The sequence below is a fragment of the Halomonas kalidii genome (assembly GCF_030010475.1).
GTDB classification, from domain to species: Bacteria; Pseudomonadota; Gammaproteobacteria; order Pseudomonadales; family Halomonadaceae; genus Halomonas; species Halomonas heilongjiangensis.
The window spans coordinates 1-18,651 of sequence record NZ_JASCQN010000043.1 but is presented as its reverse complement, the minus strand read 5'-3'; the positions used below and the strand labels follow the sequence as shown (position 1 = coordinate 18,651).

Below are 18,651 nucleotides of genomic sequence, written 5' to 3'. Positions count from 1 at the left end.
GCCGGCATCATCCATATCAGTGCCGGCACCGCCGCGGGGCTCGATTCCCACTTCATCATGATCTGGGTCATCAGCTACCTGATGATCAACGGCCTGTTCGGCCTCGTCATGCCGGCCTACTACCGGCTGCCCCTGCCCATGGCCAACTCCATCCCCGGAGCCCTGCTGTTCGCGGCGATCATTCCCGTGGTCGGGCTCGAGGCGGCCCTGGGCGCCACCCTGATCGCCGGCGCCATCTCGCTGGTCGCCGGCCTGGCCGGGGTGATGGGCATCGTCATGAAGCTGATCCCGATGCCGATCGTGATGGGCATGGTGGCCGGCATCCTGCTCAAGTTCGGGCTCAACATGGTGGCCCCGCTGGAGAACGCCATGCTGCCGGCGGCGATCATGATCCTGGCCTTCTTCTTCTCGGCGCGTCTGCTGCGCCGGGTGCCGCCGCTGATCGTCGCCATGCTGGCCGGCATCGCCTACATGGCCTACTCCGGCGTCGACTTCTCCGGCGTGGCGTTCTCGGTGACCTTCCCCGAGTTCATCGTCCCGGAGTTCACCCTGGGCGCCTTCCTGGCCTATGGCCTGCCGCTGGCCCTCATCCTGGTGGGCATGGAGACCCCCGCCGGGGTGGGGCTGGTCAAGGGCATGGGCTACAAGGAGGTGCCGGCCAATGCCATCACCGCGGTGGGTGGCGTCGGCACCATGATCTCGGCCTTCTTCAACCTGCACAGCACCTGCATCGCGGCCCCTGCCACCGGTATCTGTGCCTCGCCGGAGGCCGGCGATCGCGACAAGCGCTGGGTGGCGGCGGTGATCACCGGCGCCATCTTCATGCTGGGCGCCCCCTTCTATGGTTTCGTGGTCAGCCTGATCCAGGCCATGCCGGGCTACTTCATCGCCATCATCGCCGGCCTGGCCCTGCTGCGGGTGATCACCTCAGCGATGCAGATGGCGTTCTCGGGCAAGCACGAGATGGGGGGGCTGTTCTCCTTCCTGATCGCCACCTCCGGCCTGCAGATCCTGGGCATCGGCTCGTCCTTCTGGGCGCTGGTGCTGGGCGTGCTGGTGTCGCTGATCTTCGAGACCCGGGATTTCGATTTCGCCGTCGCCCGACCATTGGCCAAGCGGCCGGCATTGAGCAAGCGGGCAGGCTGAGTCTTCGCCGATGACAGCCTACGGCAGGAACCTGCACTCCACCCTCCTGACGAAATCACTGAAGAGAGAATAATGATGGCAAGACATTACCGACTACTGACGGAGCTGCTGGCCGGCCAGTCCACTTGGGCCGAGAGCGGCGTCGAAATCAATGACTCCCTTCGGCTCGGCCTGATGCTGCCCTACACCGGTACCTACGCCGCCCTGGGCGAGGCCATCACCAACGGCCTGGCCCTGGCCATCGACGAGAACGGCGGTCGACTGGGTGGCCGTGTGGTCGAGACCCTCGAGCTGGACTCAGAAGCCAATCCCGCCAAGACGCCCCAGAACATGAGCCGGCTGGTCAAGGGAGAGGGCGTACCATCCCATCCCATCCGGAACGTCTACCTGCGCGAGATCCGTGACGGCCAGCACGCGGTGGTGGGGATTGCCCACGAGGCCCTGGAGGCCCCGGATTCCGAGTGCCGGATGTGACCCGTTCAACGCCATTCTTTCTGGAGAAGATAAGAAATCATTTCCGCCAAAGGAGCGAAGCCGTGAATAACAAGAGAATTTTTATGTTGGGCGTGTGTGTTGCTGGGCTTGCAGGCCTTGATACTAGCTATGCACAAGGTGGTGTCGAAGCCGATGGAAACCATCAGTCGGGTACGGAGTTGGTGATACTGGGGGGGGCGGCGGGAAGGACTTCCTATGGAGGGCATCCATCAGGCGGATTCTCTGCAGCGCTGGTTGTCGGTGATGATCACTACATTGTTGATTTTGGGCGTGGTTGGCACGATCGATATTATGAGGCGGGGTTGGGTACTGAGAAGGCATCGAGTGGATTTAGTGGGCTGGAAAACATCAAGGCTGCCTTCGTGACTCATTTACACTCCGATCATATCATCGACTTGCCTCGGTTGTTGTTGTTTGGATCAACCGAAGGGTTGAGGAAAAAGGATTCTCCTGTTCGCATAGTTGGCCCGGCATCGCGTGGGGAACTCCCTCCTGTATCTGAGAGCTTGAAAGGTGAAGAGGTGTTGGTGAATCCTGAAAGCCCTACTCCGGGAATGTCAGAGACCGTCGAGAAGATTTTCTCGGCGTACGCCTCCGATCTCAACGACAATATCCGGGATAGTGGGATGCCACACCCAAGCAAGTATATAAATGTAGAGGATATTCAGCTTCCGGACGGAATACCTGGGCCTCAAGTGAATGTATCTCCAGACATGGATCCATTTGAAGTATATCGGGATGATAATGTTGTGGTAACCGCAACCCTTGTGAACCATGCCCCAATGTATCCAAGCTATGCTTATCGCTTCGATACGGCGGACGGGTCGGTGGTTTTTTCAGGTGATACCAATAAAAATGACAACCTTATCCGCATGGCCAAGGACGCCGATGTACTGGTGCATGAAGTGATCAGCACGGAGTGGGCGAATAGCCTGTTCCCTGAGCCCAGGTCTGCGGCGGAGGAGGCAAAGCTGCATCATCTGCTGGAATCCCACACGCCCGTTGAAGAGGTAGGAGAAGTTGCAGAAGAAGCACAGGTTGGCCATTTGGTGCTTTCCCATCTGGCTCCGGCTACCGTGAGCGATGAGGACTGGCTTCGGCATGTCAGCGGGTTCAGTGGGGAAGTCGTCATAGGAAGGCCGCTGACACGAGTGGTTGTTGGTGATTGATGAAGAGGATAGCCTCGACTGCATTATGACACCGCCGGCGGGCCCTCGGGCCCGCCGGCGTTCTTTTCCGGGCTGTTCCGGCCTCAGGCCTCGCAGCGCTCCTGGAGCTGCAGGGCGGCCTCGTAGATCTCGCCGGCCTCGTCGCCGTTCTCCGCCAGGTAGCGGTCGATGGTCTCCTGCAGCACGGGGCCCCAGTCGGGATGGGTGAGGGCGTCCTCGATGACCAGGAAGTCGTGGCCGGCCGCCTCGGCGTCCTGGCGGCCCTGGCGGATCAGCTCATCGTAGACGGCGGCGGCGCGCAGCGACCACTCCAGGCCGCTGTGGTCGTCGATGACCCGTTGCAGGTCCTCGGGCAAGCCGTCATAGCTGCGCTGGCTCATGGTGGCGAACAGCGACAGGTCGTAGAGTGGCACCTCGGTGTGGTAGCCGGCCAGTTCGTTGAGACGGAAGGTCTTCATGCCCTCCCAGTTGAAGCTCAGGCCGTCGACCACGCCGCGCTGCATGGCGGTGAAGACGTCCGGCGCCGGCATGCCCACCGCCTGGGCGTCGAGCCGTTCGAACATGTCGCCCACCACCGGGGTGGGGCGGCGCAGGCGCAGGCCGGCCAGGTCCTCGGGGCTCTCGATCAGCCGCTCCTTGGTGTGCAGGTAGCCGGGGCCGGTGGTGAACAGGAACAGCGGCCGGGTGTCGGCATACTCCTCGTCCAGGTGTCCCTGGTCGTAGAGCGATTGCAGGATGCAGGCGCCCTGGCGGCCGCTGGCCGAGACGCCGGGCAGCTCGACCACCTGGGTCAGGGGGAAGCGGCCGGCGGTGTAGCCCTGGGCAGAGGCGCCGATATCGGCGATGCCGCTGACGGTGCTCTGGTAGGCCTTGTCGGACTTGGCCAGGGTCTGGCTGGGGTAGACCTCCACCTCGAGGCGGCCCTCCGAGACCGCCTCGACGCTCTCCGCCCAGGCCTGGAACAGCTCGCGGTCGATCAGCGAGCCGCCGGGCCAGACATGGGCGACCCTGAGGGTCGTGCTGGCCTCGGCCAGGGCGGCGGTGGTGAACGTCAGGGCGAGGGCACTGGCGATAACGGTCTTGGTCGGGTTCATCCGGGGATTCTCTCGTTGTGATTATCTTTCGGGCGCCACGGGGGCGGCGTCACGGTCGTTCGGCCATTCAGAGATCCAGCACCAGGACCTTGCTCCTGGCCCGCGAGCAGCAGGGAGTGAACTGGTCGTTGGCGGCGTGCTCGTCGTCATCCAGATAGAGATCACGGTGGTCGGGCTCGCCCTCCAGCACCCGGGTCAGGCAGGTGCCGCAGACCCCCTGCTCGCAGGAGACCATGACCTCGATGCCGTGCTCGGTGAGGACCTGATGCACCGTCTTGTCGGCGGGCACGGTGAAGCTGGCGCCGCTGCTGGCGATCCTGACCTCGAAGCTGTCGTCATCCGCGGTGTCGGCCACGGTGCCGGCGAAGTATTCGGTGTGCAGCCGTTCGCCGGGCCAGCCGCTGACCTTGGCGGTCGACAGAACGGCGTCGATGAAGCCGGTGGGGCCGCATACGTAGACCCGGGTATCGGGCTCCGGTGTGCCCAGCAGGGCTTGCAGGTCCAGCTTCTGCTCCGGTGCGCCGTCATCGAAATGGAAGTGCACCCGCTCGGCGAAGCCGGAGGCGGCGATGCGCTGGCGAAAGGCGGTGCGCTCGGCGGAGCGGGTGCAGTAGTGCAGTGCGAAGTCGGCGTCGGTGTGAGCCAGGCGCTCGGCCATGCACAGCAAGGGCGTGATGCCGATGCCGCCGGCCAGCAGCAGGGTGCGCCCGGCCGGCTTGAGGGGGAAGTGATTCTTGGGCGCGCTGATCTGAACCAGATCGCCCACTTGAATTTCCTCGTGCATGGCCACCGAGCCGCCCCGGGTGGCCGGATCCCGCAGCACCCCGATCAGGTAGCGGTCGCGCTCCTCGGAGTGGTTGCATAGCGAGTACTGTCGAACGACCCCCGGTTTGACCTGTACATCGATATGCGCCCCGGCGCTGAACGCCGGCAGCGGCCGGCCATGGGGGTCGGCCAGCTCGAGGGTGACGATGTCGCGGGCCGCCTGGTGGCGCGCCTTGACCTCGACGATCAGCGACAGGGGAGCGCCGCTCATGCCGTGGCCTCCCCTGTGGCGGCCTCGCGCTCCTCGGCGAGGAGCCGATCGATGATGCGCCGCGCCTGGACGCCGCCGCCGTCGATGTTGAGCTTGAGCAGCTGGCGGTCCGGGTGGCGCAGCAGGTTGCGCTGCTGGGCCTCGAGCATCTCCAGGTCCTCGGCGAAGATCTGGCCCTGGCCCTCGCGGATCCGTTCGGTGAGCTCGCCGTCCTCGGGCTTGAAGTTGCGCGCCATGCCCCAGAAGTACCAGATCGAGGTGTCGGTCTCGGGGGTAATGAAGTCCACCACGATGCTCGAGGCCTTGACCTCGGCCGGGGCCTGGTAGCCGCCGTGGCCGGCATGGGCCACGCCCACCTCGATCAGCACGTGGCTCGGCGGGGTGAAGCGGCAGATCTGCCAGCGGTCCACCGGCACGTCGTCGGCCAGGCCGTTGCCGCGCAGGGCCGCCTGCCAGAAGGGCGGCGCCGGGATATGCTCCATGTGCCGGCTGGTGACCACCTCGTCGCCGTCGACACGGGTCTCGGGGGCGGCTTCCTCGATCTCCGGCTGGCCGATGCTGGAGGCGTGCACATAGGTCTCATGGGTCAGGTCCATGAGGTTGTCGATCATCAGGCGGTACTCGCACTGGATGTGGTAGAGCCCGCCGCCATAGGCCCAGTCCGGGCTGTCGGCCCAGTGCAGTGCCGGGATCAGGTCGGGGTCGGCCTGGTCCGGGTCGCCCGGCCAGATCCACACGAAGCCGTGGCGCTCCTCCACCGGGTAGGCGCGGATGCTCGGGAAGCCGCGGACCCGCTGGCCCGGCATGCCGGCGCACTTGCCGTTGCAGCCCATCTCCAGGCCGTGGTAGCCGCAGATCAGCTTGCCGTCGCGCACATAACCCAGCGACAGCGGAGCGCCGCGGTGGGGGCAGAAGTCCTCCACGGCGGCCACGCGGCCCTCGTCGCCGCGGAAGAAGACGATCGGCTCGTTGCAGATGGTGCGCCCTAGCGGTTTGTCCTCGATCTCGTCCGGGGTGCAGGCGACGTACCAGGTATTCTTGGGATAGGGGGCATTGGAATAGGGGGCTTGGAGTGTCACGGTTCTCTCCTCGGCGGGAATCTTGTGTTTGGATCCAAAGTAGAGCCTCGGGGTGTATAATTGGTCAACTTATGCTTTAGTTGGATCCATTGGTGGCGATAACGAGAATGTGCAACGACATCAGGGAAATCGGGTGAGCAACAGCGACAAGAGTGTGGTGAGCCGGCTGCGCAAGCTGATCGGCGAGGGGGCCTACCGGCCGGGCGAACGCCTCGGCGAGGTGGCAGTGTCGGAGCAGCTGGGCGTCTCGCGGACTCCGGTGCGCCTGGCCTTCCGCACCCTGGAGCAGGAGGGGCTGCTGCAGCGGGCCGGTAAGCGCGGCTTCATGGTGCGGGAGTTCACCGACGCCGATGTGCTCTGTGCCGTGGAGGTGCGAGGGGTGCTGGAGGGGCTGGCGGCCCGGCGCCTGGCCGAGCAGGGCCTGTCGGCGGACCTGGACGCCGAGTTGCAGGTTTGGATCCAGAAGGGGCGGGAGCTGCTGGCCAAGGGCTACCTGGAGGAGCGCGACATCGACGCCTGGAGCGAGCTCAACCACCACTTCCACGAGGCCATCGTCGGCTCGGCCGGCAGCCCGGTGATCGGCGATGCCATCGCCCGCAACAACCATCTGCCCTTCGCCGCCGCCGACTCCATCGTCATCGACAGCGAGGCCCTGGATCGGGAGTACCGCAAGCTGCAGCTGGCCCAGATGCAGCACGAGCTGGTGGTCCAGGCGCTGCGCCACGGCGAGGGGGCCCGGGCCGAGATGCTGATGCGCGAGCACGCCTTCATCGGCCTGCGCTACGGGGAGCTGCTGGGCCTGGGCGCGGGGCCGGGTGGCGCGCGGTGATGCGACTAAAGTCGCCCCGTTATCTTGGAAATGTCCAAGCGATCGTGCTGATTTTGCCTTATTTGGCGAGCGGCTTCGGGGAAAATGATAACTCCACCGATGCCGCCGTTATCCGCGACCGGGGCGCGTGCCATCGACCAAGGTCGATTTTCGCGAGGGCGGCGCGGCGGGTTACGTTCGGAGGCTACAGCCGAACGAGAGTTCGCATCGCGAACATGCAGTGCACCATAACGATAACCGGAGCATCCTGATGAACCGCACCCTGTCCCGCTGCCTGCTGGCGGCCGCCATCGCCGGCCTCACCGCCACTTCCGCTCACGCCGCCACTACCCTGCGCATGGCCCACTTCTGGCCGGGTGCCTCGGGCATCAACCAGGAGATCTTCGAGGCCTGGGTCGACACCATCGAGGAGGAGTCCGGCGGCGAGCTGCGCGTCGAGATGTTCCCCTCCGGCACCCTGGCCAAGCCCGACGCCATCTACGAGGCGGTGGGCAACGGCATCGCCGACATCGGCGCCACGGCCCAGGGCTACACCGCCGGCCGCTTCCCGCTGTCGCAGCTCGTCGAGCTGCCCGGCGTGGCGACCACCGCTACCCAGGGGGCCTGCGTGCTGCAGACCCTCTACGACGACGGCCACTTCGACGAGGAGTACGCCGACACCCGGCCGCTGTTCATGTTCACCACCGGGCCGGGCGGCATCCACACCATCGACACCGACGTCCAGACGCCGGCCGACCTCGAGGGCCTGCGCATCCGCCGTCCCACCGCCGTGGCCGGCGACATCCTCGAGAACATGGGCGCCAACCCGGTGGGCATGCCGGCCCCGGACATCTACACCGCCATGCAGCGCGGCGTGCTCGATGGCCTGAGCTTCCCGTGGGAAGGGCTCAAGGGGTTCCGCATCAATGAGCTGGTCGAGTACCACACCGAGGTGCCCTTCTACACCCTGATCTTCGTGGCCACCATGGGTCAGCGCACCTACGACGGCCTGAGCCCCGAGCAGCAGGCGGTGATCGACGCCAACTCCGGCATGAAGTGGGCCGAGAAGGCCGGCGTGGTCTTCGACCGGCTCGACGTCGAGGGCAAGCAGGAGGCCGAGGAAGCCGGCCACACCATCCGCGAGATCGAGGCCCCGCTGGAGCACCCGGACTGGCAGCAGCCGCTCCAGGACGGCATCGAGGGCTACCTGGCTCAGCTCGAGGAGCGCGGGCTCGACCAGGCGCGCGAGGTCTACGAGGCCGCCCTCGCCGCCAGTGCGTCCTGCGCCGCCGATCAGGGATAAGGGCGATGCAGGCATTCCTGGAAAGGGCCAGTCGCTGGCTGGCCCTCGTCTGCCGCGTCGTCGCCGGCCTCGCCCTGGTGGGGCTGCTGGCGGTGACCATCGCCGATGTCGGCACCCGCTACCTCTATCGCCTCACCGAGGGGGCCATCGCCCTGCGCGTGACCGGCAGCGTGGAGCTGGTCAGCTACCTGATGCTCTGTTCGCTGCTGGCCGCCATGGCGGCCAACGTGGAGAAGAGCCAGGTGGTGGTGGAGGCCTTCTCCCATGGCCTCGCGCCCGCCCTCAAGCACCGCCTGCACGGCCTCTACCTGCTGGGCTTCGCGGCGCTCGGCCTGGTGCTGTTTCTCGGCCTGCTCGACTCGGCCGTGGCGGCGACCCGTCACGGCGAGATCACCCAGGACCTGCGCCTGCCGATGGGGCCCATCTACCAGGTAGCCGCGGCGCTCAGCCTGCTGCTGGGGGTGCGCAGCCTGATACATGCGCTGCTCGGTGCGGTCTTCGGCGTCGCACAGGAGGTGTCCGGTGGTGAATGAACTGGGGAGTGAGATGATCGGCGCCATCGGGCTGGCCCTGCTGCTGGTGCTGATGGTGCTGCGCGTGCCGGTGGCCCTGACCATGCTGGTCGTCGGGGTGGTGGGGTTCGCCCAGGTGATCAGCTGGGACGCGGCCATCGCCCAGGTGAAGACGGTGCCGGTGGAGGTGCTCTCCAACTACAGCTTCAGCGCCGTGCCCATGTTCATCCTGATGGGCGTGCTGGCGGCGCACTCCGGCATGGCCGGCAAGCTGTTCGACTCGGCACGTAGCATCTGCGGCGGCTGGAAAGGCGGGCTGGCGATTTCTGCCATTGGCTCCTGCGGGGTCTTCTCGGCGATCTCGGGCTCCTCGCTGGCCACCGCCAGCACCATGACCCGAGTCGCCCTGCCGGAGATGGAGCGCTACGGGTACAACCGCGGCCTGGCCACCGGGGCGCTGGCCGCCGGCGGTACCCTGGGCATCATGATTCCGCCCTCCATCGCGCTGCTGATCTACGCCATCCTCACCGAACAGTCGGTGGGCGACATGTTCATGGCCGGCCTGGTGCCGGGGCTGATGGGCCTGGTGATGTACGCGCTGACGGTCAGCGTGGTGATGCGCCTGCGGCCTGCCCTGGCGGTGGCCGGCGAGCCCACGGCCTGGAGGGAGAAGCTGCTGTCGATGGGTGGCCTGGTACCCTTCTTCGCGGTCTTCCTGGTGATGATCCTGGGCATCTACTTCGGCGCCTTCACCCCCACCGAGGGGGCCAGCGTGGGGGCCTTCGCCACCCTGCTCTACGCCCTGGTCAAGGGCATGCGTCTGACCGGCCTGTGGCAGAGCGTCCAGGAGACCCTGGCGCTTTCCGCGGTGGTGTTCTTCATGCTGGTGGGCGCCGAGACCCTGGGCTACTTCATCTCGGTGTCGCGGATCTCGTTCTCGATCAGCGATTTCCTGTATGGCGTGGACCTGGCGCCGATCCTGGTGGTGCTGTGCATCCTGCTGCTCTACTTCGTGCTGGGGATGTTCATGGACTCCATCGCCATGCTGGTGATCACGGTGCCGGTGGTCTTCCCAATCATCCAGTCACTGGGCATCGACCCGGTGTGGTTCGGCATCGTCACCGTGCTCACCGTGGAGCTCGGGCTGATCACCCCGCCGGTGGGCATGAACGTCTTCGTGATCAAGGCCATGGCGCCTCACGTGGGGCTGGGCGAGATCTTCCGCGGCGTGGCGCCCTTCATCGTCTCGGACTTCGTGCGCCTGGCGCTGCTGATCGCCTTTCCGGTGCTGTCCACCCTGTTCCTGCTCTGAGCCGCCGTGTCGACGGCTCGCCACGCCCCGGTTCAGCTCGCCTGGCCGGGGGCGTGGCGTTCCGGGGCCTCGGTTGCCAGCTGGCGCAGCCGGAAGTCCCGCGGAGATAGGCCGGTATTGCGCTTGAAGAAGCGGGTGAAGTAGGCCGGTTCCGAGAAGCCCAGGGCGTCGGCCACCTGGCCGATGGTCATGTTGGTGTAGGTGAGCTGGCGCTTGGCCTCCAGCAGCAGGCGCTCGTGGAGCAGCTGCAGGGCGCTGCGGTCGGCCAGGCGCCGGCACAGGGTGTTGAGGTGGGCGCTGGTCATGCCGAGCTGGCCGGCCAGCGACTCGACGCTGGGCTGCTGGCGGTACTGGGCCTCGATCAACGCCTGGAGGCTGGCCAGGTGCTCGTAGCCCTTGTGTCGCTGTTGTCGGCCGCTGCGAGGCGTGCGCTCGTCTCGCGAGGTGTCGAGCCGCGACAGTTCCACCACCAGGGCCTGGATCAGCGCCTCCAGCAGGCTGGTGCGCCCCGGCGCCGGCTGGCGATACTCCTCGTCGATCTGCCCCACCAGGGTGGCGATGCGCCGCGCCGCGTCCGGCCGGTCGAGCATGTGGAAGTCGGCGCGGGCCAGCGCCTTGCCCTGTTCGGCCAGGCTGTGGGCCAGGTGCTCGGCCAGGGGCTGGGCCAGGGTGACGATATGCCCCTCGATATCCTCGGAGAAGCGGAAGCCGTGGATCGCCATGGCCGGTACCACGATGGCCAGCGGACCCTCCAGGCGGTGGGGGGTGCCCTCCAGTTCCAGGGCGACGCAGCCGCTGGCCACGTGCAGCACATGCACCAGGTCGGCATGGCGGTGGGGGCGGATGTGCCAGTCGTGCAGCCGGCTGCGTTCGGGAATCGACTCGCAGTGCAGCAGGTCCGGGGTGGGCCAGTGGCGGGTCTCGCCGTAGAGCTTGAAGACCGGCACCGAGGCGGTGGGGGGCGTGGGCATGGCGGCCTCCTGGGGATGCGACCAAAGTCGGTGCGATATCCGCGTAATGTCCAAGTATTGATGGCGATCATGCCTTACTTGTCGGGATAATTCATTGAAAAATGCAAGTCACCACATCATCCAAGAAATTCGCGAAACGCTTCACAAATTGGCGAGCGGGATGAAGCACAAGGCGCCCGCAGCGCAGCAACCGGAGCCTATGCGGTACTAGGTGAGGATTGCGAGCAGCGCGCAACGCAGTGATTCGCCCGCGCAGACATTTGTGTAGTGTTTCTAGTAGAGGCATCCCCATGAAGACTAAAGTCGCCATCATCGGTGCCGGACCCTCCGGCCTGCTGCTCGGCCAACTGCTGAGCTGCCAGGGCATCGACAACGTCATCCTCGAGCGCAAGAGCGGCGAGTACGTGCTGGGCCGGATCCGCGCCGGGGTGCTGGAGCAGGGCATGGTCGACCTGCTGCACGAGGCTGGGGTCGATGAGCGCATGAACGCCGAGGGCCTGCCCCATGATGGGGTCGAGCTGGCCTTCGACAACCGCCGGGTGCGGGTGGACCTCAAGGGGCTGACCGGTGGCAAGACGGTGATGGTCTACGGCCAGACCGAGGTGACCCGCGACCTGATGGAGGCCCGTGAGGCGAGCGGCGGCAAGACGATCTACGAGGCCGACAACGTCCGGCTCCACGACCTGGAGAGCGACGCGCACGATACCAAGCCCTATGTGACCTTCGAGAAGGATGGCGAGAGGATACGCCTCGACTGTGACTACGTGGCGGGCTGCGACGGCTTCCATGGCGTATCGCGCCGGTCGATCCCCGAGGGCCGCATCACCGAGTTCGAGAAGGTCTACCCCTTCGGCTGGCTGGGGATTCTCGCCGACACCCCGCCGGTCGCCGATGAGCTGATCTACGCCCGCCACGCGCGCGGCTTCAGCCTGTGCAGCATGCGCTCCGCGACCCGCAGCCGCTACTACCTCCAGGTGCCGCTGGACGAGAAGGTCGAGGACTGGTCCGACGAGCGCTTCTGGGAGGAGCTCAAGCGCCGCCTGCCCGATGACGTGGCCGAGAAGCTGGTGACCGGCCCCTCCATCGAGAAGAGCATCGCGCCGCTGCGCAGCTTCGTGGTCGAGCCGATGCAGCACGGCCGCCTGTTCCTGGTGGGCGACGCCGCGCATATCGTGCCGCCCACCGGTGCCAAGGGACTCAACCTCGCCGCCAGCGACGTCAACACCCTCTACCGGCTACTGGTGAAGGTCTATCAGCAGGGACGGACCGACCTGATCCCGCGCTACTCCGAGACCTGCCTCAAGCGGATCTGGAAGGCCGAGCGCTTCTCCTGGTGGATGACCTCCATGCTGCACAAGTTCTCCGAGGAGGAGGACTTCGCCACCCGCATGCAGCAGGCCGAACTCGACTACGTGACCAGCTCCGAGGCGGGGCTGACCACCATCGCCGAGAACTACGTGGGCCTGCCCTACGGGTCGCTGGAATAGGCCCGCGTCGCCATGATTGGCTCCTTGGCCCGGAAGAGGGAAGCCGACGCTCAGGGATAGCGCCCGGTGCGCCGGTTCTCCACCAGTACCTCGAGGATCGCATTGGCCTCCTGCATGATCGGCGAGGGCTTCTCGCCGCGGCGGCGGCTGCAAGCCACCGGCGAGTTCGGCTGCTCGTTGGCCACATTCCATTTCCTCGTAAGGAAAAGAGTGCCGAATTGGTCCAGAATGCGCTTATTGCCCGCCAACAATTCATTTAACGAGGTAGCCCATGGAACTCCTCTTGGTTCTGGTAGGAGTCGGCGTTGCACATCTACTGGCCGTTATCAGCCCGGGACCGAGCCTGCTCGTCGTGGCCCGATCAGCGATCTCCACCTCGCGGAATGCGGCAATCTGGACAGCACTCGGCATTGGAGTTGGATCGGTGACCTGGGTGCTTGCCGCGTTGTTCGGGCTTCATTTGCTGTTCGCCATGGCCCCTTGGGTCTATACCGGCATGAAGGTCGCCGGTGCTGCCTATCTTTTTTATCTCGCGTTTCAGCTCTGGCGAAATGCCAACGTACCCATGCACTTTGATGCCTCAGTTGCCAAGCCAGCCGTTTCACCGTGCAAATCATTCTTTAGAGGGTTGCTGGTACAGTTGTCGAATCCGAAGGTGGTTGTCTTCATGGGGTCGATCCTGATCACGCTGTTGCCTCCACAGCCTTCGAATGGCCTGATAGCCGCGCTTCTTCTGGTCGTTTTTCTGAATGAGTTCGTGTGGTTTTCCCTCATCGCCTATGCTTTCTCCATCCCACGTTTTCGCGATGGTTATCTGCATTTCAAGAGCATCATCGACCGGGTGACAGCCAGCTGCCTGGGAGGTTTGGGGCTACGACTTATCGTGAGCCGATAGCACGGGGTTCATCGGTGCGACGCTTCCGTTCTGCTGAGATGCGTCCATGATTCGAAGCCTGCTCTACGACACCCTGATCCTCAGGCTCACCGCGCGCTGGTATGCCGAGGTGGTGGAACGCCTGCCCGAGGATGCCGCACTGCTCGACGTCGGCATCGGTACCGCCGGTGCGCTGCTGGCCAACGCCGAACGGGTGCTGCAAAAGCGCCTGCGGGTGGCCGGCATCGATATCGACGGCGACTATGTCGAGCGCGCCCGGCGCAGGCTACGAGATTCATCATTGGCCGAGCGTGCCGAGGTGCGTCTCGAGTCCGTCTACGATCATCAGGGCGGGCCCTACGATGCCGTCTACTTCTCCGCCAGCTTCATGCTGCTGCCGGAGCCCGAGCGGGCGCTGCGCCACTGCGCTGGGATGCTGACCTCGGGCGGACGCCTCTACTTCACCCTGACCATCCAGCAGCAGCCTTCACGCTTCATGGAGCGCCTCAAGCCGATGCTGAAGCGGCTCACCAGCATCGACTTCGGCCGCGTGACCTACGAAGAAGCGTTCAAGTCGCAGCTCGACGCCGCCGGCCTGGCGCTGGAGGAGTTCACGCTGCTGTCACGGCACGGCGGCCGGGCGTCATGCCTGGCCGTGGCGAAGCCCCTCGACTGAGGCTCACAAGCCGACGTGTCACGGATAGCGCCCGGTGCGCCGGTTCTCCACCAGCACCTCGAGGATCGCATTGGCCTCCTGCATGATCGGCGAGGGCTTCTCGCCGCGGCGGCGGCTGCACAGCACCGGGGAGGTGAGGCTCTTGTCGGCCAGATAGACGAAGACGATGCCATCCCGGCGCACCCGCTTGACCTGTTCCGGCACCAGGGTGATGCCGATCTCCGAGGCCACCAGGCCCAGCGCGGTCTGCAGCTCGTTGGCTTCCTGCACCACCTCCACCTTGAGGCCATGACGGCGGAACAGGCCGAGGACCGTATCGGCCAGGCTGGGGCGCGGCTTGGCGGGGAAGAGGATCAGCGGGTAGCGGGCCAGCTCCTCCAGGGTGGGGGTGGTGCCTGCCAGGGGGTGGCCCTCGGGCAGGGCGGCCATCAGCGGTTCGTCGAACAGCACCTCCTGCTCCACGTCCGGGTCGTCGATCCTCAGGCGGCCGAAGCCGATGTCGATGCGCCCGGCCTTCAGCGCCTGGACCTGCTGCACGGTGGTCAGCTCCACTAGGGTCAGCTCGACATTATCCTTTTGTCGTAAGCCACGCACCAGCAGCGGCAACTGGCCGTAGAACACCGAGGGCACGAAGCCGATGCCGAACAGCACGCGCTGGCTGCGCGCCATGCGGCGCGTGGCTTCCACGGTGGCATCCACCTTCTCGAGTATCTGCAGGGCATGCTGTTGGAAGAACAGTCCGGTGGGCGTCAGGCGCAGCCCGCGGGGGCCACGCTCGAACAGTTCAGCCCCGACTTCCATTTCCAACTGTTTGATTTGTCGAGATAAAGGTGGCTGAGACATATGCAGCCGCTCGGCGGCACAGGTGAGGTTGAGCTCCTCGGCGACCACGCAGAAGTACCGTAGGTGGCGTAGCTCCATGATACCTCCTGGGTATGGCTCGGCACCCAAACAATATTGGTTCCGCCCTCCGGCTGCAATCACACTGCCACCCAACCACTAGATTCCCCGGATTGGGAGCCACCATGACACCCCTGATCGAGTCCATCGAGACGCTGCTGGTCGACCTGCCGACCATCCGCCCCCACAAGCTCTCCATGACCACCATGGCCTGCCAGACCCTGGTCATCGTGCGGCTGCGCGACAGCGACGGCATCGAGGGCCTGGGCGAGGGCACCACCATCGGCGGCCTGGCCTACGGCCCCGAGAGCCCCGAGAGCATCAAGCGCAACATCGACAGCTACCTGGCACCGTTGCTGATCGGCCAGCCCGCCGACAGCATCAACGCCCTGCGCGCCCGGCTGGCGCGCCACACCCGCGGCAACATGATCGCCAAGTCGGCGCTGGAGACCGCGCTGCTCGACGCCCAGGGCAAGCGCCTGGGCCTGTCGGTGGCGGCATTGCTGGGTGGCGCCCGCCAGGCCCACCTGCCGGTGCTGTGGACGCTGGCCAGCGGCGACACCGCCAGGGACATCGACGAGGCCCTGCTGCGTCTGGAGCAGCGTCGCCACGGCGACTTCAAGCTGAAGATCGGCGCCAACCCGGTGGACCGGGACGTGGCCCACGTGGCGGCCATCAAGGAGGCCCTGGGCGACCGGGCCAGCGTGCGCGTCGACGTCAACCAGGCCTGGGACGAGGCCACCGCGGTGCGCGGTATCGCCGCGCTGCAGGAGGCCGGCATCGCGCTGATCGAACAGGCCATCCCGGCCCGCGAGCACGCCGGGCTGATCCGCCTGGCCCATCGCTTCCGGGTGCCGATGCTGGCCGACGAGGCGGTGCAGGACGCCCGCGACGGCTTCGACCTGGCGGCCGGCGGCTTCAGCGGCGCCTTCGCCCTGAAGATCGCCAAGTCCGGGGGGCTGCATGGGGTGCTGGAGCTGGCCCATGTGGCCCAGGCCGCGGGGATCGGCCTCTACGGCGGCACCCTGCTGGAGGGCACCATCGGCACCGCTGCCTCGTTGCACGCCTGGGCGACCCTGCCCGAGCTGGCCTGGGGCACCGAGATGTTCGGCCCACTGCTGCTCGAGGACGACATCGTCGAGACGCCGCTGCGCTACCACGACTTCGGCGTCGAGCTGCCGACCGGCCCCGGCCTCGGCGTCCGGCTGGATGAGGACAAGCTGGCCCACTATTCGCGTAAGTCATGAACCTCAGAGCCAACCCAGAAGGAGAGACCGGATGCTGTTCCAGGTGGAAATGACCGTCAAGCTGCCCCCCGAGATGCCGGCCGAGCAGGCCGCCGAGATCAAGGCCACCGAGAAGGCCTATTCCCAGGAGCTGCAGCGCTCCGGCAAGTGGCGCCACCTGTGGCGGGTGGCCGGCAGCTACTCGAACGTCAGCATCTTCGACGTCGAGGACAACGCCGAGCTGCAGGAGCTCGTCTCGAACCTGCCGCTTTTTCCCTATATGGAGATCTCCGTCAAGCCGCTGTGCCGGCATCCCTCTTCCGTGCGTGACGACGACACCTGAGTCGCCGTCCGGCCGCACCGGCACGAAGGCCGTCGCCGGCCTCGACAAGCGGTCATCGACATCCATCAATCCGACCGGGTCACGCCGACCCGGTGCGGGAGGAGAACGACCATGAGCTACACCATCGCGCTGAACTTCGAGGACGGCGTCACCCGCTTCATCGGCTGCAAGGCCGGGGAAACGGTCCTCGACGCCGCCTACCGGCAGAAGGTCAACCTGCCGATGGACTGTTCCGACGGCGTCTGCGGCACCTGCAAGGGTCACTGCGAACAGGGCGAGTTCGACATGGGTGACGAGTACATCGAGGACGCGCTCTCCGACGAGGAGGCCGCCGAGGGCATGGTGCTGACCTGCCAGATGGTGCCGTCCGCGGATTGCGTCATCCAGGTCCCCGTGGCCTCCACCCTGTGCAAGACCGAGGTGGGCAAGGTCGAGGGCACAATAGCCGCGGTCGAGCGGCTCTCCGAGGACAGCATCGAGCTGGTGGTGGATCTGGATGACGGTGCGGAGCTCAGCTTCCTGCCCGGCCAGTACGTGCATATCGACGTGCCGGGTGCCGGGGCACATCGCTCCTACTCCTTCAGCTCGCTGCCGGGCGAGAAGCGCGCCACCTTCCTGATCCGCAACATCCCGGGCGGGGTGATGAGCGGCTACCTGTCCGAGCGCGCCGCGGTGGGCGATCACCTGACCCTGACCGGGCCGCTGGGCAGCTTCTACATCCGCGAGGTCACCCGCCCGGTGCTGATGCTGGCGGGCGGCACGGGCCTCGCGCCCTTCCTCTCCATGCTCGCCCAGCTGGCCCAGAAACGGGAAGACGGGAAGAGCGGCGATCAGCCGGTGCACCTGATCTACGGGGTCAACAAGGACGATCACCTGGTCAAGGTGGATGCCCTGGAGGCTCTCAAGGAGCGACTGCCGACCTTCACCTACGCCACCGTGGTAGTGGACGAAGCCAGCGATCATCCGCACAAGGGCTACGTGACCCACCACATGGACGCCGAGGTGATGCACGACGGCGACGTCGACGTCTACCTGTGCGGGCCGCCGCCCATGGTCGACGCCGTGCTCAAGCACTTCGATGCCGAGGGGATCGTGCCCCAGAGCTTTCACTACGAGAAGTTCACACCGAACCAGGTGGGGGAGGCCGCATGAGCCGCTTCATGGGCGTGCGTTTTCAGGACCGGGTGATGGTCGTCACCGGGGCGGCCCAGGGTATCGGCCGACGGGTCGCCGAGCGGGCCGGCGCCGAAGGCGCCCGCCTGGCCCTGGTGGATCGTGCCGACCTCATCCATGAGGTGGTGGCCGGGCTCTGCGAGCAGGGCGTGGATGCCATCGCCCTGCAGGCCGACCTGGAGACCTGGGAAGGTGCCGTGGACGTGATGACCCGCACCGTCGAACGCTTCGGCCGGCTCGACATCCTGATCAACAACGTGGGCGGCGCCATCAACTTCAAGCCGTTCACCGAGTTCAGCGATACCGAGATCGCCGCCGAGATCACGCGCTCGCTGATGCCGACCCTGTGGTGCTGCCGCGCCGCACTGCCGGCCATGGTGGCGCAGGGCAGTGGCGTCATCGTCAACGTGTCCTCGGCGGCGACCCGCGGTATCCACCGGATTCCCTACTCGGCGGCCAAGGGCGGGATCAATGCTATGACGGCCTCCCTGGCCTTCGAATATGCCGAGCACGGCATCCGGGTCGTGGCCACCGCCCCCGGTGGTACCGAGGCGCCGCCGCGGCGTATCTCGCGCGGCACGCCCGAGCCGCGCAACGAGCAGGAGCAGGCCTGGTTCCAGGCGCATATCGACCAGACCAGGGAGAGCTGCCTGATGCACCGCTACGGCACCCTGGACGAGATGGCCGCACCGATCCTCTTCCTGGCCTCCGACGACGCCAGCTACATCACCGGTAGCGTGCTGCCGGTGGCGGGTGGCGATCAAGGCTAGCCATCTTCGCGCTGGCTCGGCCCACGCCGTCAACAGAATACCAACGACAACACCCCCTGGAGCTCACCGTGAAACATATCGAGAAGGGCGTCAGCCTCAGGCGCGCGCCCGGAGACTTCCTTCGAGACCTCAACGTCGATAACGTCAGCGCGGGTCTCGTCGCCGGCATCTTCGGCCTCAGCGCCGGCATCATCCATATCAGTGCCGGCACCGCCGCGGGGCTCGATTCCCACTTCATCATGATCTGGGTCATCAGCTACCTGATGATCAACGGCCT

20 protein-coding genes and 1 pseudogene are annotated in these 18,651 nt (G+C 66.0%); 15 read left to right on the top strand and 6 right to left on the bottom strand.

The window, feature by feature from the left end:
* From QLQ85_RS14680 to QLQ85_RS14670, 3 genes are all read left to right on the top strand, one after another.
* Positions 1-1,146: benzoate/H(+) symporter BenE family transporter (locus tag QLQ85_RS14680; protein ID WP_282739681.1), on the top strand; the 1,146-nt coding region annotated here is incomplete at its 5' end.
* 72 nt (positions 1,147-1,218) lie between these two features.
* Positions 1,219-1,620 carry an ABC transporter substrate-binding protein gene (locus QLQ85_RS14675; protein ID WP_282739680.1) on the top strand — a complete coding sequence of 134 codons (402 nt, stop codon included), beginning with the start codon at positions 1,219-1,221 and terminating at the stop codon, positions 1,618-1,620.
* A gap of 62 nt (positions 1,621-1,682) precedes the next feature.
* Positions 1,683-2,810, top strand: coding sequence for an MBL fold metallo-hydrolase (locus QLQ85_RS14670; protein ID WP_282739679.1), 1,128 nt, complete (start codon positions 1,683-1,685; stop codon positions 2,808-2,810).
* 83 nt (positions 2,811-2,893) lie between these two features.
* On the opposite strand, the gene QLQ85_RS14665 is transcribed toward QLQ85_RS14670, so the two are convergent.
* From QLQ85_RS14665 to QLQ85_RS14655, 3 genes are all read right to left on the bottom strand, one after another.
* Complete coding sequence (locus QLQ85_RS14665; RefSeq protein WP_282739678.1) at positions 2,894-3,904, bottom strand: TRAP transporter substrate-binding protein; 1,011 nt, start codon at positions 3,902-3,904, stop codon at positions 2,894-2,896.
* 67 nt (positions 3,905-3,971) lie between these two features.
* Positions 3,972-4,940, bottom strand: a complete 969-nt coding sequence (locus tag QLQ85_RS14660; protein ID WP_282739677.1) for a PDR/VanB family oxidoreductase — start codon at positions 4,938-4,940, stop codon at positions 3,972-3,974.
* Positions 4,937-6,019, bottom strand: coding sequence for an aromatic ring-hydroxylating dioxygenase subunit alpha (locus tag QLQ85_RS14655; RefSeq protein ID WP_282739676.1), 1,083 nt, complete (start codon positions 6,017-6,019; stop codon positions 4,937-4,939). The genes QLQ85_RS14660 and QLQ85_RS14655 overlap by 4 nt, the downstream gene beginning before the upstream one ends.
* A 133-nt stretch (positions 6,020-6,152) precedes the next feature.
* Between QLQ85_RS14655 and QLQ85_RS14650 the strand changes: the two genes are divergently transcribed.
* The 4 genes from QLQ85_RS14650 to QLQ85_RS14635 all read left to right on the top strand — a co-directional run bounded on the left by QLQ85_RS14650 (position 6,153) and on the right by QLQ85_RS14635 (position 9,954).
* On the top strand, positions 6,153-6,848 hold the full coding sequence (locus tag QLQ85_RS14650; protein WP_282739675.1) for a GntR family transcriptional regulator: 696 nt from the start codon (positions 6,153-6,155) through the stop codon (positions 6,846-6,848).
* Positions 6,849-7,098: 250 nt separating this feature from the next.
* Complete coding sequence (locus QLQ85_RS14645) at positions 7,099-8,130, top strand: TRAP transporter substrate-binding protein (RefSeq protein WP_282739674.1); 1,032 nt, start codon at positions 7,099-7,101, stop codon at positions 8,128-8,130.
* 5 nt (positions 8,131-8,135) lie between these two features.
* Positions 8,136-8,663 carry a TRAP transporter small permease gene (locus tag QLQ85_RS14640; RefSeq protein ID WP_282739673.1) on the top strand — a complete coding sequence of 176 codons (528 nt, stop codon included), beginning with the start codon at positions 8,136-8,138 and terminating at the stop codon, positions 8,661-8,663.
* A 1-nt stretch (position 8,664) separates the two neighbouring features.
* On the top strand, positions 8,665-9,954 hold the full coding sequence (locus QLQ85_RS14635) for a TRAP transporter large permease (RefSeq protein ID WP_282739682.1): 1,290 nt from the start codon (positions 8,665-8,667) through the stop codon (positions 9,952-9,954).
* A 32-nt stretch (positions 9,955-9,986) separates the two neighbouring features.
* Here the strand turns inward: QLQ85_RS14635 and QLQ85_RS14630 are convergent, their stop codons facing one another.
* On the bottom strand, positions 9,987-10,925 hold the full coding sequence (locus QLQ85_RS14630) for a helix-turn-helix domain-containing protein (protein WP_282739672.1): 939 nt from the start codon (positions 10,923-10,925) through the stop codon (positions 9,987-9,989).
* Between the two features lie 290 nt (positions 10,926-11,215).
* Here QLQ85_RS14630 and pobA point away from each other — a divergent pair, with 290 nt between their 5' ends.
* Positions 11,216-12,412, top strand: coding sequence for a 4-hydroxybenzoate 3-monooxygenase (pobA, locus tag QLQ85_RS14625; RefSeq protein ID WP_282739671.1), 1,197 nt, complete (start codon positions 11,216-11,218; stop codon positions 12,410-12,412).
* A gap of 50 nt (positions 12,413-12,462) precedes the next feature.
* Here the strand turns inward: pobA and QLQ85_RS14620 are convergent, their stop codons facing one another.
* Positions 12,463-12,597: a hypothetical protein gene (locus tag QLQ85_RS14620; protein ID WP_282739670.1), complete on the bottom strand. Its 135-nt coding sequence runs from the start codon at positions 12,595-12,597 to the stop codon at positions 12,463-12,465.
* A gap of 86 nt (positions 12,598-12,683) precedes the next feature.
* On the opposite strand from QLQ85_RS14620, the gene QLQ85_RS14615 reads away from it, so the two are divergent.
* Entirely contained in the window at positions 12,684-13,307 is a 624-nt protein-coding gene (locus tag QLQ85_RS14615; RefSeq protein WP_282739669.1) for a LysE family translocator, read from the top strand.
* Positions 13,308-13,353: 46 nt separating this feature from the next.
* Positions 13,354-13,962, top strand: a complete 609-nt coding sequence (locus QLQ85_RS14610) for a class I SAM-dependent methyltransferase (protein WP_282739668.1) — start codon at positions 13,354-13,356, stop codon at positions 13,960-13,962.
* 18 nt (positions 13,963-13,980) lie between these two features.
* On the opposite strand, the gene QLQ85_RS14605 is transcribed toward QLQ85_RS14610, so the two are convergent.
* Positions 13,981-14,883, bottom strand: a complete 903-nt coding sequence (locus QLQ85_RS14605) for a LysR family transcriptional regulator (protein WP_282720068.1) — start codon at positions 14,881-14,883, stop codon at positions 13,981-13,983.
* Positions 14,884-14,987: 104 nt separating this feature from the next.
* Between QLQ85_RS14605 and QLQ85_RS14600 the strand changes: the two genes are divergently transcribed.
* The 5 genes and pseudogenes from QLQ85_RS14600 to QLQ85_RS14580 all read left to right on the top strand — a co-directional run.
* The gene (locus QLQ85_RS14600; RefSeq protein WP_282739667.1) at positions 14,988-16,109 is read left to right on the top strand and encodes a muconate cycloisomerase family protein; all 1,122 of its coding nucleotides are present in this window, start codon (positions 14,988-14,990) and stop codon (positions 16,107-16,109) included.
* Positions 16,110-16,140: 31 nt separating this feature from the next.
* A complete protein-coding gene (gene catC, locus QLQ85_RS14595) occupies positions 16,141-16,431 on the top strand; it encodes a muconolactone Delta-isomerase (RefSeq protein WP_282720070.1) in 291 nt (96 codons plus the stop codon).
* A 111-nt stretch (positions 16,432-16,542) separates the two neighbouring features.
* Positions 16,543-17,583 carry a benzoate 1,2-dioxygenase electron transfer component BenC gene (gene benC, locus QLQ85_RS14590; protein ID WP_282739666.1) on the top strand — a complete coding sequence of 347 codons (1,041 nt, stop codon included), beginning with the start codon at positions 16,543-16,545 and terminating at the stop codon, positions 17,581-17,583.
* Positions 17,580-18,374, top strand: coding sequence for a benzoate diol dehydrogenase BenD (gene benD / locus QLQ85_RS14585; protein WP_282739665.1), 795 nt, complete (start codon positions 17,580-17,582; stop codon positions 18,372-18,374). Before benC ends, benD begins: the two co-directional genes overlap by 4 nt.
* A 68-nt stretch (positions 18,375-18,442) precedes the next feature.
* A pseudogene (locus QLQ85_RS14580) lies at positions 18,443-18,651 on the top strand (benzoate/H(+) symporter BenE family transporter); the annotation flags it as partial.